At 37.0% G+C, this 16,358-nt stretch carries 17 protein-coding genes and 1 pseudogene; 9 read left to right on the forward strand and 9 right to left on the reverse strand.

Translation table 11 applies throughout. From position 1 onward, the window contains the following. The first annotated feature begins 63 nt into the window (after positions 1 to 63). Positions 64 to 1,215: an IS4-like element ISAbe18 family transposase gene (locus F907_RS02915; protein ID WP_016651381.1), complete on the forward strand. Its 1,152-nt coding sequence runs from the start codon at positions 64 to 66 to the stop codon at positions 1,213 to 1,215. A 61-nt stretch (positions 1,216 to 1,276) separates the two neighbouring features. Here F907_RS02915 and F907_RS02910 read toward each other — a convergent pair whose 3' ends face one another. From F907_RS02910 to F907_RS18640, 5 genes are all read right to left on the reverse strand, one after another. Further along, positions 1,277 to 2,179, reverse strand: a complete 903-nt coding sequence (locus tag F907_RS02910) for a recombination directionality factor (RefSeq protein WP_005206892.1) — start codon at positions 2,177 to 2,179, stop codon at positions 1,277 to 1,279. 182 nt (positions 2,180 to 2,361) lie between these two features. Beyond that, positions 2,362 to 3,402: a YqaJ viral recombinase family nuclease gene (locus F907_RS02905; protein ID WP_005206891.1), complete on the reverse strand. Its 1,041-nt coding sequence runs from the start codon at positions 3,400 to 3,402 to the stop codon at positions 2,362 to 2,364. Between the two features lie 177 nt (positions 3,403 to 3,579). Then, the gene (locus F907_RS02900; protein ID WP_005206890.1) at positions 3,580 to 4,623 is read right to left on the reverse strand and encodes a DUF932 domain-containing protein; all 1,044 of its coding nucleotides are present in this window, start codon (positions 4,621 to 4,623) and stop codon (positions 3,580 to 3,582) included. A gap of 54 nt (positions 4,624 to 4,677) precedes the next feature. Then, positions 4,678 to 5,340, reverse strand: coding sequence for an IS1595-like element ISAcra1 family transposase (locus tag F907_RS02895; protein ID WP_016651315.1), 663 nt, complete (start codon positions 5,338 to 5,340; stop codon positions 4,678 to 4,680). An 81-nt stretch (positions 5,341 to 5,421) separates the two neighbouring features. Next, positions 5,422 to 5,709 (reverse strand): hypothetical protein, encoded by a 288-nt coding sequence (locus tag F907_RS18640; protein WP_081400810.1) that lies wholly within the window; start codon positions 5,707 to 5,709, stop codon positions 5,422 to 5,424. Positions 5,710 to 5,953: 244 nt separating this feature from the next. Between F907_RS18640 and F907_RS19055 the strand changes: the two genes are divergently transcribed. From F907_RS19055 to F907_RS02870, 8 genes are all read left to right on the forward strand, one after another. After that, the gene (locus F907_RS19055) at positions 5,954 to 6,106 is read left to right on the forward strand and encodes a hypothetical protein (protein WP_005206888.1); all 153 of its coding nucleotides are present in this window, start codon (positions 5,954 to 5,956) and stop codon (positions 6,104 to 6,106) included. Further along, the gene (locus tag F907_RS0118185) at positions 6,090 to 6,308 is read left to right on the forward strand and encodes a hypothetical protein (protein WP_225761790.1); all 219 of its coding nucleotides are present in this window, start codon (positions 6,090 to 6,092) and stop codon (positions 6,306 to 6,308) included. The genes F907_RS19055 and F907_RS0118185 overlap by 17 nt, the downstream gene beginning before the upstream one ends. Before the next feature lies 1 nt (position 6,309). After that, positions 6,310 to 8,514 (forward strand): ankyrin repeat domain-containing protein, encoded by a 2,205-nt coding sequence (locus F907_RS02890; RefSeq protein WP_016653071.1) that lies wholly within the window; start codon positions 6,310 to 6,312, stop codon positions 8,512 to 8,514. Positions 8,515 to 8,700: 186 nt separating this feature from the next. Then, a complete protein-coding gene (locus tag F907_RS02885; protein WP_005206884.1) occupies positions 8,701 to 9,162 on the forward strand; it encodes a hypothetical protein in 462 nt (153 codons plus the stop codon). A gap of 556 nt (positions 9,163 to 9,718) precedes the next feature. Next, entirely contained in the window at positions 9,719 to 9,973 is a 255-nt protein-coding gene (locus F907_RS02880) for a hypothetical protein (RefSeq protein WP_017402032.1), read from the forward strand. Between the two features lie 2 nt (positions 9,974 to 9,975). Further along, entirely contained in the window at positions 9,976 to 10,104 is a 129-nt protein-coding gene (locus F907_RS19380) for a hypothetical protein (RefSeq protein WP_005206880.1), read from the forward strand. Next, complete coding sequence (locus F907_RS02875; protein ID WP_005206878.1) at positions 10,105 to 10,332, forward strand: hypothetical protein; 228 nt, start codon at positions 10,105 to 10,107, stop codon at positions 10,330 to 10,332. Between the two features lie 12 nt (positions 10,333 to 10,344). Then, positions 10,345 to 11,013 (forward strand): hypothetical protein, encoded by a 669-nt coding sequence (locus F907_RS02870; protein ID WP_005206876.1) that lies wholly within the window; start codon positions 10,345 to 10,347, stop codon positions 11,011 to 11,013. Between the two features lie 83 nt (positions 11,014 to 11,096). On the opposite strand, the gene F907_RS0118195 is transcribed toward F907_RS02870, so the two are convergent. The 4 genes and pseudogenes from F907_RS0118195 to F907_RS02860 all read right to left on the reverse strand — a co-directional run bounded on the left by F907_RS0118195 (position 11,097) and on the right by F907_RS02860 (position 16,226). Beyond that, positions 11,097 to 11,900, reverse strand: coding sequence for a GIY-YIG nuclease family protein (locus F907_RS0118195; protein WP_032811740.1), 804 nt, complete (start codon positions 11,898 to 11,900; stop codon positions 11,097 to 11,099). 33 nt (positions 11,901 to 11,933) lie between these two features. Continuing rightward, positions 11,934 to 12,233 (reverse strand): annotated as a pseudogene (locus F907_RS19410) (DUF6508 domain-containing protein); the annotation flags it as partial. 182 nt (positions 12,234 to 12,415) lie between these two features. Continuing rightward, entirely contained in the window at positions 12,416 to 13,375 is a 960-nt protein-coding gene (locus F907_RS02865; RefSeq protein WP_016653073.1) for a YagK/YfjJ domain-containing protein, read from the reverse strand. Between the two features lie 406 nt (positions 13,376 to 13,781). After that, entirely contained in the window at positions 13,782 to 16,226 is a 2,445-nt protein-coding gene (locus F907_RS02860; RefSeq protein ID WP_016653074.1) for a hypothetical protein, read from the reverse strand. Positions 16,227 to 16,358: the final 132 nt, after the last annotated feature.

A 16,358-nucleotide genomic window follows, 5' to 3' on the forward strand; every position in this document is an offset into this window, starting at 1 on the left:
ACCTGAGTCCTAACAGTTAAAATATGAGTGCAAACAAACACTTTAACGACCAGGATTCAGGTTTTGTCACATCAGAATACCGTATTTCATGAGCTAATTAAACCTGTTGTGCGACAGGATTTTGAACAACTTGCTAAAGTACACCATGTTGGACAGAAATTTAGAGCGGCTTCCCGGTGGGATCAGTTTATTGCCATATTGATGTCTCAATTCTCTTGTAGACAAAGCCTGAGAGATATTCAATCCAATTTGGAGTGCCAACAGGAAAAGCTAAGTCATCTCGGAGCAAAGTCTATTCCCCGAAGCACGCTGGCACGAATCAATGAGCAGCAGCCTGCTGCCTTGTATCAACAGCTATTTTACAAGTTGCTTAAATACTATGAACACTCAAAAGTAGCTCATAAATTTCGCTTTAAGAATCCCTTGTATTCCTTGGATGCCAGTCATATTGACCTGTCGCTTTCCTTATGTGAATGGGCCAAAGTTCATGACTCAAAAGCCAGCATGAAACTCAGCATAGGATTGAATCACAGCAATGATATTCCTGAGTTTGTTGCAGTTGAAGATGGCAAAGAAAATGACATGGTACAAGGCCGCAAATTCCAGTTTCCTGCTGGCAGCATTGTAGTTTTTGATAAAGGCTATGTCGATTACCAATGGTATGCAAATCTGACTGCTCAAAACATTGGATTTGTCACACGTTTTAGGCCTAAATCTGTGTATCAGGTGATCCAGCAACATCCAGTGCTTGAATCCAAAGGTATTCTAAAAGATGAAACCATTCAGCTGAATAGCGCACATGCCCTAAAAAGAAAAGCCCCAGTGTTAAGAAGAATTGAATATAGAGATCAGCAAAGTGGCAAGCACTTTAGCTTTCTCAGCAATAACTTTCATTTAGCCGCCTCCACCATTGCGGCGATTTATAAAGATCGTTGGAAAGTTGAGCTGTTCTTTAAGGCGATTAAGCAGAATCTCAAATTAAAAGCGTTTCTAGGCCGCAGCAGGAACGCAATTCAGACACAAATCTGGATTGCGATGATCGCCTATTTATTGGTGAGTTTCGCTCAACATTTAGGGAAAACAGGTTGGACAGTTCAACGTTTACTCAGAATAATTCAAGTGAATTTGTTTGAAAGAAGAACTTTAAAAGCTTTATTTTCACCCGATAAAATACCCATAAAACAAGAGGAAGCTCAAATGAGCTTCCTCTTGTGAAAAATTGTGGGACAGCAATGGCCGAAGCTCCCAAGTTTATCAATTCTGTAATTCAACCATCTTAATTCACCACCCTCACACTCTGCTGCAACCCCTGCTGAATATCCTGCACAAACCCTTCAGGTGAACCTTGTTGCTCTACCGTCAGGTTCTGCTCTTGTTCAGGAAAGTACTCCTCCAGCACGTCTAACCCTTCTTGTATATCCATCTCAAACCGTGCATTGGCAAAACCTCGTCTGGCAATATGATCCAGTGCCTCCTGATAAAACCCTGCCTGCTTGCTCTGTTCATCAATTTGCTTGGCTTGAGTAATGGCATCATTCAGGCTAATACCCTCTCGTAAAGTTAGATCCACGTAGTACACCGGCTGGCGATAGCTTTGTGTGGTACTTTTCCCTCTTAAAGTGAGTTGCAATGGTAGGCACGACAGTAAGCCTCCTGAAGCTGCACTGTAGTAACTCAAGCGTGCTGCCAAAGTCCGAATACTGTTAAAGCCTGTGGTTCTAAAGATAAATGTTCCAAACTCATCCGAGTCATCCAAATTCACATGCAAACGTCCATAAGGCTTGCAATTCCCTCCTTGAGCCAATGGACATAAATCAGGTGATGGACAGGGATGTTGCTCGACCCCTTGATTGGTTAAACGTTGGCAGGTTTCACCATTACCTACACAAACAGGTCGACCGGTCTGCCGATCGAATAGGCTGTACTCCGCACGTAAGTTTAAATCAGGATCATTAAAGATCATTCTAACTGGAATGGTTCTAAGTTTTTGATTGGGTGCCTGCGCCCGAAGTTGTTCATCTAATGGATGTTTTATCCAGCCACTCTCTTTACTTTGAATCTGGGAAGTAATGGTGAACTGATCATCTTTTTCAGGTAGACGTTTGCCATTCTTTTCTACCATACGGCCAATACTGATACGTCCCAGAGCCGGTGGTGTAATCGCTAAACCTTTAATCATGGTTTGTAACTCCTAATATTTTTTTACTGCTGACCCTTTGTTATGTAAACAAATACAAAACCATTTAAAGATCAGATGAAATGCAAAGACCGCCATTATTAGTCCACCGCTCCTTCGGGAGTCGGTGGATCGGGGTGGTTTTTTGCGCTTTTTGGAAGATTAGAAATATCGATGCGATGAATTCAGTCATCTGTGTAGATCTGAAAACGTCGTGTACCTGTTTTGCTTTGCGGAAACTGCTCAAGCATTTCTGGGTGAAATTTGAGTAAGGCTTTGCTGTCTAAACTGATTGAATCTTTGGATTTCTTCCATGTCACTGAACCACTGACAAAGGTTGCTCGTTCAGCATCCCTCATCAACATCTGAATTTGATGCTTAGTTTCATCAAAATTGTTTTGATGTTTTTCAATGTGATGCTTTTCTTGAATCAGTTGAGCAAACAATTGATTGGCTTGTTCGTTATGACTCAAGTCTTCAACAGTCAACGGAATATGTTGTGGATAGAGCTGCTGTATGGCTTTGGCTGCCGATTCACTGGCATCCACATCAGGTGGTGTATCATTTTCCACACATTCCCAAAAGTAGCGTTCAGCATTGACGATATGCTCAATCACTGATTCCGAGCGTGTCACTTTGAAAATACGAGTTTCATGCCCACAGATCAGTACGCAAATATGTGCTGCTTTTTTACCTGTCACCGCCAATTGATGTTGTACCTGACACAGGACATATAAAGGCACACCATCTCGCCAAAGTTTGGCACCATATTCTCCTGCGGTTTTACATTCTAAAATTTGTACTTCATCACTGCCCACCACGGAGTAATCCAAATTAGCTAGCATGAAATGCTTATCCGCTTCGGGATGTTGCAGTACAGCATTGATACGACGGACTTTGTTGTTGGTGTGCATGCTGTAGTATTCAGCGACCAAAGGTTCAAGTTGCTTGCCCCAATATAAAGGTGCATGTCCTGAACTTTCATCTTCGATGGATTGTTTAACTCGCCCTGTTTTGATCATCCACAGTTCAAGCATCGACATATAGGGATTCAGCCCACATGCGGATGCACAGTCACTACTGCCGATTCCCTTGCGTCTTACTTCAAGCCATTCTGCCTGTGTCATATTTTTGGTATTCACTAGGCGTTTGGCTGTAAACAATTTTGGGGCAATAAAAGGTGTACTTGCTTGTTGAATGGAAGGATTTAATATTGCTGTATTCATGTTGAATTCCTGATTTTTAATTGAGCGTTATGAAGTCGTTTTGATCGAAATGACAAATTTCGGGCATAAAAAAACCACAGCCGAAGCTATGGTTTGATTATTCTTAAAATTTAATATTCCGTTTTAAAATAAGAATATAGGTCTAAATTTCCATGACTGAAAAATGTATTTGTCTCACTATGCAAGCATATTGAGTGCCTGCTCCAATCCTCGTTGTTTGATCGATGCACCAGCACCAAACCAAGCTGAATCGAGACGGTGATCAGTACTCATAGCTCTGCGTTCATGGTCAATAAATTCTGTGATGGAACACAGTAATCCATAGGCTGTTCCTTTGGAAGAGCTCAGCTCTGCACCACGCCCCTGACCGTTAAACATCTCCATCGCTTTACTCATCGATTTGGCATTCGGTTCAGATTTTTCCTTGCTATTGGCTTGGGCTTGCAAGGCTACATCACGGTAGAACTGAATGATGTTGTCCTCCTGATCTAATACGTTGTTCATGGTGTTGTTATTGAATACTGCATCAAAATAAGCAGAGGCTTCCATCTGACTAACCTTACGCTGTGTCAGTTGCTTCATTTCATACATGTGTTCATCCCATGCACGTACTGAAATACCCAATTGCTGTTTGACCTTATCTGCATCAAATTTAGTACTGTGTGGAACTTTGACCACACCTGCACTGCTATTTTGTCCTTTTAAGGCAATGGATAAAGTGTTGTTACAGACCACACGGATCGAGGTAAATTGTGCGGTGGTGGCAAGGGTTCCATCACATGCGGTTGCTAAAAGCATATAGCCATTACTGACATCTTTACCCTTTAACATAGAGGTTTGTCCAGTACGTGCCAATGCCCAGAATTTCTTTCCACCTTTCAATACACCTGCGGTTTCAAGCTCAAAGCCTGATTGCTCAGTGAGGTTGCGATAAAATTCTAAAATCTCTCTGGGTTGAACTTCCTGAAAGCGTTGACTGACGACTGACAGTGGAGCATGGGTATCAGAACGATAAAGGACTCGTTGTTCTTCATAGGGCATGATGATACTTTGCCCTCGTTCATTTTGAGCCATATAACTGACATTGGAGGATTCAATGCGCCAGTCCATGCCTGCTTGTTGTGCCCAGACTTCTATCGGTTGGTTTTGGGTGAGTTGGTTGCCGAGCCCATGCCAAGGGGTTTCTCCGACATACGCCATTTGTTCAATTTGATGTGACATCGTTTTATTCCTTTTAATTTGAAAGGCTCTAGACTAGCAGATTTACACTTAATTTTACCTAATGAGGTTCCACAGCTCAGTTGCTAACTCATTAGGTTCCCTCATCCAACGCCATTCAGTTTCTTTAAGATGATAATCAAAGTACTCTTTTGATATGCCGTTAAACTTTGCTAGCCTTCTTTTACAAAAGCTCCAAAATGATTCTATTCCATTTATATGGCATTGTCCTCTAGCAAACTCATTTGCTCCGTGATTTACCCTAAAATGCTTTGAATAACCCACATCAACAAGACCATTATAGCCACGCCATCCATCACTATAAATCACACTCTCAAGTGAAACTTTACCAATTATAACCTCTTGTAAAGTCTTCATTTTACAGTCAGGTACGATTTCAGTATAGACGCGCCCATTACGTTCGAATATTCCAAATACTGGCTGTTTTAGAGTCCCACGACCACGCTTTAACTTTCCATGAAACCCACGTTGCCTTTTCGCTCCAAAATAGCTTTCATCTACTTCTATTGAACCAACAAACTTAGCTCTTAAATCTGTTTGATGATCATAGATAGTTTCTCTAAAAAGCATGTACCAATAATTAATCGTATTACGATTTAAATTGAGTAATAAGGCTGTTTTGGAAGCAGGAATATCAACACAAAAGCATTGAATAATTTTTTTAATCTTGTAGTGACTTAATTTACTGTTTTCTATCATTATTCTAGACTAACATAATTATTCTGCTAGTCTAGAGCCTTTGAAATTGAAATTTGAATCTGTGTTGATACGAATCAATCTTTAGTACAGAAGATGTGTTGGAAACTTTTGGTAGCAGTTATGGCAGAAGCATAAATTTTGCTGTGATGGTGTGCTTGATTCTGTGAATGAATTCAATACACTTCCCAAAACCGTTCCTGCGATTCCACCAATAATTGGTGGTAGATTGAATGTCTTTGCGACTGTTGTTCCTAATACTCCCAATGTGGTTGGGGTAACCAGACTAGATAAGGTTGTATTGGATTGTTGCGTACTTGCTTCAACCAACATCACATTCGTTGAATGGCAAAAGGGACAGCTCAAGCTCATAGCTCTACTCCTTAATTTTGGGCATAAAAAAACCTGCGGGGTGGCAGGCTTTGTTTTCATATATTCATGAATGGCTCGAAAAAGCTTCATGATTCTCATTAGGATGTTATGTATTTGAAATAATTTAGAATGTTATTCAGTCTACTTCGCTATTTGCATTTTTTTGATATTTTTCCGCCAACAGCTTTGCTGTGATTTTATTTAACAAATTTTATATTACCTCCATGCTGTAAAGGAGATAATCATGGCTAATTTATATCAATGTGCAGAATGTTACACAACACTCTATGGCGATGCTTTACCAGAAGGTGAATATTATAATTCTATCGTGAACGGTGAACTATGCTCTTCATGTCAAGCTGAGCAAGATGATGATTTTTATGACGATGATGATTGATATGAAGTTTTCAAACAACAAAGACATTCATCAATTCATTGTTAAACTTTTAAGGCAAGAATCTATCTATTTATCTAAAGGGAAAAAGCATAATTTTTTAATGATTAACAATAGGAAGTTAGCCATTCCATCTACGCCAAGTGATTTTAGAAGCTTTCAACAATTTAAACACGATATAAACCGATTTTTAAGAAGAAATTAACATGCAAACACCATCATTAGTATTTCCCACAGGCGCGGTACTGCTCAGAGAAATCACCAACCATTTTGGCTTAAAGAATCATACAGGTCTAGCAAAGCAAATAGATGAATATACGAATAATATTCACTATCCGCATTATTTTGAAGAGAGCTTTATCAAAGCACTTTTTAGTACCAAATATTTTTCAGCAAAAATTCAAAGTAAAATGATTCATGCATTTAGAAAAGCAATGCAGGAATTTTATGATTTTCAATTACTATTTAGCTTGAATGGTGATGCTCAGCAAAAGACCACAAATGATTTCTTGAATCTGATGATCTCAGTAAAATTTATTCCTATTCTAAAGCAACATTTAGTTTCACTTGGCCTCGTAGCCAAAAACCAAAAATCTCATTTTTTATGTGAACTTTTAAAACAAAGTTTTAACGTAAAAAAACTCGATAAAGAGCTACAAGATCGATTCAGAGTATGGGGAAATTTAGAGGAGTTACCTGATCCGCAAAACTTACACCTTATTGTTAAAAGTCATGTACATTTCACTAATCAAGCAGATGTTCTCTCCGCTCTTTTAACTGCTAGAGCTTTAGATAGTCTTTATAAAAATGGCATAACAGAGAAAGACATTTCAGATCAAGAGTTTGCGCCTTTTATTCAGCAAATGCTTAACTCAGAAAATGAATCGGCATATATGCATTTGTCATTGAATGAGTTTATTTTTTCATCTTTGTTGAAACTTCCAAAAGAAAATATCATTTTAGATAAATATACAGATAATGCAGAAGGTACTCTATCCCTCCTATATAAGCGTATTCAGAATCAATCCAATCAACTGGAATTTAGTCTCACAAATATCAACTTATTTATGGAGACCATTGATCAATATCCAGAGTTTGAAAGCCTTCGCTTTAGTGGTTATTGGGCTAAGGCTCGTTACTACTTATTTACTGGGAAACTTGAAGATGCAATTCAACCCTATACGAAATGCGTAGAAAGTTGCATTCAATATGATGGACGTAATCTTGAGCAAATTTTAACTGAGGCTTTGACGGCTTGTTCATTACAAAACTCGCCTGACAATCATTCAATCAGAAAATTCGCCAATATCGCCATTCGCTATCATTTACGTTTCTCTAAAGTTGATTTAGATTTCGACAACCTTCCGCAAAAGTTTAAATTGGAAAATGTGTTTGAACCATGGGAACTAAAGGCTTTAAAAACTAAAGTATGTGATATTTTTGATAAACAGTTATTCATTAGAGATGAATGTTCTTTTTTAAATGATCTACCAAATCAAAAGTTTTTGACTTTGAAAAACAAGATAAGAATTGATCTAAGCCAGCCGAATAAGGTCATCAAAATTGATGAACAAAAAACAGTGAAAATGCCTCAACTTTTATATGCTATTCAATTACGTGATGTTAAAACTGTGAAAGCATTACTTGATGCTGGCGCAGATATAAATAAATTAAGTTCTAGCTATGATTCTTCGCTCACGATGTGCTTATATGATCATATTATGGAGTTATCTGATGAACAGCAGCAAATATTAGCTATACTATTAAAGCATACGTTTTTACCTGTAACATTAAATGCAGTCTCAACAAAAATACGTTTAAGCGCATTGCACCTTGCCATTCAACTTGGGGATGTTAATTTAGTAAAAACACTGGTGGATATGGGTACAAATGTCAACTTACTTGCGGATATTGATCACCACACTCCATTACACCTCGCTTTAAAAATGCTTCACTGTGTAAAAAGATCATTTCATTTTGAGGACATGATTCAGCGAACCTTATTACATCCCGAGCAAAGCAAGTACAGCTTATATCAACATTCAGCAGGAAAACTCAAGTTAAATGATGTTTTGAAAAATCTGGATACGCCTACGGGCAGGATGATTGGTAAAGAAGTGTTTGAAGCAATGAAATCCAAAGCATCTGTTGAACAGCTTAACAAAATCGTATTTATCCTACTTAATGCTGGTGCAAATGTGAATCAGCCAGCCAAGTTACCTATTTCAGGCTACACACCATTTATGCTCGCTTTAGAAAGTGATGAGTATGAAATTGCTCAATATATGTTAGAGCAGTGTAAGGCGGATATGAATGGTTCTTATGTTAACCCACGTAATGGTCAGTTGGTCTTTCCGACAGACATTATAAATCACTTTAAATCAACACAGTGCAAACAACTGATTCATTAATAGAACCAACTTATATCACTGTTAAAATCTTACTGTATGTCAGTAAGATTTTTTCTAGATATTTACCGAATAATCCCACATTTCTTTACACACATTTAAAAATTTATTAAATACAGTATCTCACAAGTTGATTATCAAAATAAAATCAGTAAGATAAATCCAAAAATCACCAATGACTTAAGAATTATGACCCAAATTAGAATTGCCGAATTTTGTGAAAAATATGGATTTACCGAACATCAAATTAGACATGCGACTCGCTCAGGTAAACTTGGAAGAATTGAGAAAGGTGTGCTCAATGAAGAAGAAGCATTACAAGTTCTAGAAAGTATCCAACCTAAAAATATTGGTCTAATCACACTGCAAAATGAAATTACTGAATTAAAAAAACAATTACACAATGCACTTGATCTAAAAAACTATTATGAAACTGAGTTAAATAAATTAGGCATATTTCCACCACAAATAGCGAAAATTCCACTTCACCCTGAAACGATAAAAAAATTAAGTGATCAGCCCACTTTTTCTCAAGAGTGGATGAAAGATCAAATACAACAAACGCCTGAATCCGAAAGAATCTTCAAAGCCCGTAAAGTACCAATTCCTCCAGAAGCGTTTACTTCTAGCCTACCTGACAAAGAACAATAGAACTTGATCTGTATTCAATCAAAATGCCTAGCACTGTTGGACATTTGCAACAATCCATATCATCGATCTTTGATTTTAATTTCTTTTTCACTACAGCTTGATTGACTCAGCGAGACCTTAAATTTATCATTCCATTGCTGACCTACATCGTCAGTCGGTTTTAGCAGACCGTTCAGCCAAAGCACACTAAAAAGTTTATCTTTTTGGTGGGCGACCCTGCGTGCCCCCTCTGCGGCGGAACGGGAGGGGGACACCTTCGGGTGTGCTGATCCTTTGGCTATCAGTCTGCTAACCCCTTTTCGTTTCGCCACCATTATTTAGCAGTAATGCGGTGAAACTTCTTTCTAGCCAAAGGAGTCATACCCATGACTAAGCATTTTTTATCTTTATTGTTTTCCCTAAAACGATTTTCAATTTCCTTGTTACCCTAATAGCACCCATAAAATTTTGCTGATTGAACTAATCTAAAAGCGATTTAGCCTTAGAAAGCTTTGTCTCACCCATGATTCAGTGAGTTGAGCAAAATTGATAACACAATAAAAAATTCGGGGAATCGATGAAAATGCTAACTTCGCTTGCACTCATCTCACTAGTCATGATGACAGCAGGCTGTGCCAGTAAAACAGAACGTCAGTTTATCAGTGGTTGTAAAACAGGAGGCATTGATGGCAGTACCTGTTCATGTATCTACGACAAACTTGAAAACAAATATGGTGAGGATGGACTGAAAGAAAATATCTATACCTTACAGCAAACTGAATCTTTCCAGACAGATATGATCAATGTGTCCTATCAGTGCATGAAGGAGTAGCTATGCGAACACTTGCAGGCATTATCTGCGTCATAGCTGTGATTTGTGTACTGGGTCTACCCTTCATTGGTTTCATGATCGTGATGGGAATTTTTATTGCATTGGCAAAATTTGCAACTGGGGGAAAGTAAATGAATTCAAATATTAAAACAGGTCTGATTAGCATCTATCTAGTAATCGGCTTTTTCTTTGCAGTCTATCAACACTTTTGGGGGCAGTATAACTACAAGTCTTTTGCCTACAATATTGGACAGGGCTTTGTTTGGCCTGCGGTGATGTTTCCTGTTGTTGGTAAAATTGTAGGGGGTATTCTGATCCTGTTATTTATCTGGTTCGTTGTTATTCGTCCAAAAATATAAGGGAGTGCAATCATGAAATCTTTACTTTCCACCATTGCCCTGTGTTCCCTATTGATGGCATGTAGTCAAGGTAATCAATCTGCAAAGACTGATACTTCGGGTGAGTCTGCCAGTGCTGTTGCAAAGCATACCAAGCCTGAATCTATTTATGCACCCTATACCGAGGAAGCAGTCAAAGCCAGATTGAATGATATGCGAGCGATTGTTGATTCAGGTCATTTATATTTACCTGCATATGAGAAGGAAGCGCAGTCTTACTTGGATAAGTGGCAGACCTACCCTGATATGCTAAAAGCTATGATGGAGTCTGAGCTTGATCCAACCGATACACAGGAAGTTGCCGATATCCCGCTTGACGAGGAAGAGGCTGCTATTGATGATGTTGCCTCAATCAGTGCCCGTGGTCGTATTACCGCTCAGGAGTCTCAATCTGCATTCAATGTGCCTGGTGCAATAGATTACTTCCTTGAAATCCAATCAACCAATGAACAGCCGTTTACCTTACAAGGTTTAAAGATTAACCGTGGTCGCTGTGGCTTTAGTACAGGTGATTTTTATAGCAAAATGCCTGTGACTTTAAATTATAGCGGTACAGTGAAATATTTACTGAAATGTAAGGGTGATCAAGTCCTTGAAGCTGAAATCATTACAGATCAAGGTAATTTCAATATTACATTTTAATAATATTGAATCGTACATATTGAAAAGCTCGGCAGCTTGCCGAGCTTTTCAATTTCATCTCAGAATAAAAATTCTGAGCTGGTTTAATTCGAGTTATAGCCAAACTTTCTTGTCATTAAAGTATCTTTCCACCAACTTTCTCTACTCAATATGACTTTGTCATCCGTTGTCGATTTAAAAATATCGAGAATTGAATATCTAAAATGGTTTTCAATATGCTCTTTCGAAAGTTGTTTAAGCTGAACATTCCCACCATGTCGACTTTTCACATAATTCTGCCATCGATTTAACAACATATTTTCAGCATATGCAGATCCAACATATTGTTTCCCATTAGATGTATCCGTAATCAAATATACTGCTTTTTGATTTTGCAAAGCTGTCTTCCATGATTCTTTTTCAATAACTCGTGTTAACTCCTGCCATGATATATTTACATTTTCATATCCTGGGAAAATATCATTGTCAAAAATATCGGGAAGAAGTTGATGTACTTCGCATTCATCAATAATTGTATTTGCCCAACGAATTAAGGTTTGAGATGAATTTTTATATTTCACAACTAAGCGACCAAAGAACTTACGGTATTGTTCCAAAGCCTCAAACTCATATCCAACATCATTAAATTTATTAAGATCCTTAGTCACTCTTCCGACATGAACCAATAGCCATAAGTCTTCATTTGGTTTTATTCTGATGAGCCCAATAGTGAACTGGCCTTCTCTATAAGATTTCTTGGAATTATAATTCCAATAGTGCCCTTTAAGAATTTCGTCAATATTCCCATTTTTAAATACTTCAATCGGGTTCCAATTTCCACCAAACATGACATTCAGTCTAATTTTTGTATTATCTAAATCTTGAATTTGCAAAAGATCATTGAGCATGACCTTATGATGAGCCTCAGCTAAAATAGACAGATGCTCTATTGCTTTTAAAACTAGGCCTGAGCGAATAGTATGAGGAAGCGTACCTTCTACAAAACGCTCCATGCGAATGACTGCTGTTAAGAAGGCTAGTGTCGTATTTTTATCAAACTGAAGAATTATGTTCTCATCTATATCGGCATATACCGACAATACTTCCTGATAATTCAAAACCATCTCATTAGCCATAGCTTTAATCAGATTATCTTCAATATCATTTATAGCCAAGTCAGGATGTAACTTTAAATTCTCTAAACTCGGAATAATTTCTAAAAGTGAATGATTTAAGTTCATAAATTTTTATTAAAAATATAGTAAATTTAAACCAATAATTTACAATAAAAATATAGTTTTATCTGTCCAAAAATTAATCTTCATCAATCCTAAACGTCATATTGCGTCGCTCATTAGTATCTAGATTACACAATATAGAGAACACAATACATTAGATGTGTTCTCTATTAAAAATTCAATATTTATAAACCTCTTCGGTTTTTCGAATCGATCACACCTTTACCAAAACTACGCATATTTGACGTATCCTTGACCCTTGGATGTTGTTGCTCTTTTTCAGCATTCACCAGATAAGGGACAACGTAATTCAGAAAATTATTAAGTTTATTTTCATCATGACGATGAATCATACCAATCCCTAATGTCCCCATCGCTTCATAGATCGCCATATAGTCGGGATGGTTACAGTTAAAAATATAACCATATCCATGAGTAATCTGCTTCCAGCACTCACCGACCCACTGCCCCATCATAAAACCTTCTTGATGTATATTTCCATCGTACATAAGCAGGAGATGACAATGGTAGCCTTTGCTTACCCCATGCTCCAATGCCCAAGCATAACCTTGCAAACCACTAAAGCAAGAATCCTGATCTGCGATACGCCGACGCAAGACTTCTAAGGCTTGGTTAAATGCCTGAATGTTGTATAAGGCTTGATATTCTTTCTTAATAGATAGATCCACCCGAACAACTAACGTTCTCGCATAATGATGAATGAGTGTGGATGCATAATCAAAAAGGCTTTGTTGATTCTTCAATTCACGTTGTTGATGTTCAATTAGTTGCTGTTTTATACAACCTGATAATGATTGAATATAAGTCAGAATATGCCATACAGTCATTTCATCAAAATACTTAATAGATTCATAATCTGCCTGTGGCATTTGGCTCAGTGTGTAATCAACTGTCTTCACAATCTCAATGAATATCAGTACTGTATTGCAATAGAATAAATGAGCGTTATAGATTGGCTTAAATGACTGAACTAATTTTTGTAGGTCTATCATTAGGTTTTGATGATATAGATCATAACTACCCAAGCAAACCTCTTGAATGAAGTGATCTACTCCTGCCAACACTTCTGCTTCATGGTAAAGCTGATCATATAGATTATATTGAAATTGAATATTTTGGCACATTAGAATTCTCTTGAAATATAAGCTTCATATCTAAGAGTGAGATGTAAAATTTTACTGATCATGATTCTAGAGCAAGATGTTGTGATCATCCTGCTCAGCTGAATATGCTCATAGACTTTGAAACATACTATAGGGATAATTTAGAATGTTTTAACTCATTGTAATTTATATATTGTCTATAGCCCATTTGAATATGGGCTATACTGTGTTTAGTGACTTATCATAGTTGCTTTCAACATAAGCTATTGTTTATATTATTAATATATATTACTTACGTAGTACTTATAGTTAATAATATATCTTACCTGTTAAGCATTCTGAGCTGTTGGTTCAATAAGATCATTGATCCACAAGATGCTAATCACCGATGTATCCGAAGAAATGTCAAATTGTGCTTAGGCTAAAGTTAGGCCTTAGATTTGGTTTTAACTTTAGGTTTGATCATACTGCCTTTAACTAAAACTTTAGGGACTCGAACGGTCGCTTGTCGCTCATACATCTCAAGGAAGCTGTAGTAATTTACCAACACTTCAAAGACTTGCTTTCGCCTTGACTGATTACCTATTTCAAGTAACAATGATTGCTGATTCATCTCAGGAACTGATGGCATCAAAGGAACCGTATCGAATAATGTTTTAAATCCATCCTGTTGAACAGTGTTCATTTGGGTTTTCCACATTTCTCCAAATAAATCATCCTTACCTTTTAGTTCCTCGTACTTCCTCGCATCAAAAACTAAAATTAGATCAAGATAAGTATACTGTCCAGCATATTCACGCCATGCTCCAAAATAGCCTGTCATACTGGATATAGGTTCCCTACTACGATTACGTAAAAACATTTCAGTGATATTTTTTGAGAAAATCTGCTGATTAACTTCTGCCCCATTTGACTCCAGACCAAAGCGAACTCGATAAAGAATACATTCCTTTTTAAGCAAGCTTTTTAAATATTTCTGCAAACTATTCAACCTCAGTCCACACTTTTTATAACTCGCTTCAATATGATCATTTGTAGAAATATCCTCATCACTAACACCTACCGCTTGGACATAGTCTACATATTCAATGACTTCAGCGATCGTTTCATGATTATCAATTTTAGACTCACCTAAGTCCGCTGTTACGGAATGCTGCACTTGTTTCCAGATTTTTACATCCAACTTAGACTGTCTAATATTCGAGTGATAATTCAATCGAAGTTGCTTGACCAGTGCATTGAATCTTTCAGCACCTTGCTTACTGGTTTTATCCACCAGTTGTTGCATCTGACAAAGATACATATTCTTTAAAAAGAATTGCACATTGATATTCAACTTAGACAAGAAAGGACTCATGCTTAATCGTTGTAAGTCAGATAAGTGACTGCATATCCATAACAATTGATGACCAATACGCGTGATTGAACGCTCAATTTCTTCAGCAGTCAACTCCACATTCCCCAGTCGAATAGGTAGATCAAATGCACCAACTGTGGTATCCATCACAGTCGCCATAAATATTTCTATATTCTGAATGAGCCCTATAAAATTTGGAAAATCGCTTAACTCAATTACCAACTCGCGATTGAAAATTTGTGAAATCTTCAATCTATTTTTTTCGATGATAGGTAGATGGCGGACAGCCCATATTTTATCATCCTGATATTGTACTAAATCCTGAAAAGATTTTCGCGCCATCATCGTTAGATCGACAGGAAAATTACGTTCATCTAAAAGTTCAGAGGCATACCAGACTTGATTGATCGGGTAATTTTGGTTATTGGAGGTATATAGAAACTGGATAACATTATCTACATGCTTAAAAAAGCCCAAAATCCAATATTTAAAATCCTTTATTTTACGTTTATCCGTTAACTTAATTTCCCCATCGATAACATCTTTTTTCAATCCTTGAACAAGTTGCTCCCCCCAATGATGAATATGAAAAGGCCGATCAATCAAAACCTTTTTAAACTCAGATTCAAGTCTTTTAACTATCTTGGCTGCTACTTGTTCTTTTTTATTTTTTAATATCAATACAACGTTGAGATTTAATCCTGATACAAGATCGTGTTCCACCTTGGTCATCATAAACAATAATCCTGCAATCCCCTGCATAATCTGCTGTAACTGTGGGATTCGTATCAATCGATCTTGAATAAACGAATGATAGTCATCCATTCCACTGAACTTGAAAGGAATCTGAATATTTAAGGACAGGCAATAAAGCGATTGATATCTTTCTAGTAGAGCATCAAGAAGCTTCTCGCTCGTGACTAGAGGTGTTAGGGCAGTAATTACATAATTCGGCTGATAGTTAGTTGTACTTAAATACTGTTTCAAGCAAAACAAAATCTCGAAATACCAATGAGGTTGAAGATGCTTTGCATTACTTACATTTGTTGGAAACTCTGTAGTCGCATTTCCATTTAAATGTGAATACAGGTGATGCTGATGATTATTTAAATTTGATGATGATTGTTTATGAAGATTCAGCATACACCAAATTAAATAAAGTCCATCGCCAATTTTAAGATATGGCAATACCACCGCATTCGGGTCACAACTTAAAGCTTCGATCTCTTGTCTTTTAAGCACCCAATACGATGTCGTACTGTTCATTAAATTGTGCTTAAACTGATCCAAAGTCAAAGAAGAGTTTTGCTCAACAAAACACCACAAATACTGCAACTTTTCCAACTCATCGATCAGCTGTTGAGTATGATCAAAACCACTCGCATCGCCTCCATAAGAAGCCATCATTTGTAGTTTTTTAAATTTCAAAATATGAAATATATCTGCAATATTAATTTCTAAATTATTCCAATTAAAAGTATCTAGAATGCCTATATATCTTGATTCTTTCATCATTTCAAAATGTATTATTACATGTATTATTTGAATTATAGCGTATAGGAAAGTTAAAAAAATATATCTATAAAATATTATTTCATAGTCTATAGATAACAATCCTTTATATTATTTTCAATAAAGTGATTCTCA

It is taken from the genome of Acinetobacter colistiniresistens, assembly GCF_000413935.1.
Taxonomy (GTDB): domain Bacteria; phylum Pseudomonadota; class Gammaproteobacteria; order Pseudomonadales; family Moraxellaceae; genus Acinetobacter; species Acinetobacter colistiniresistens.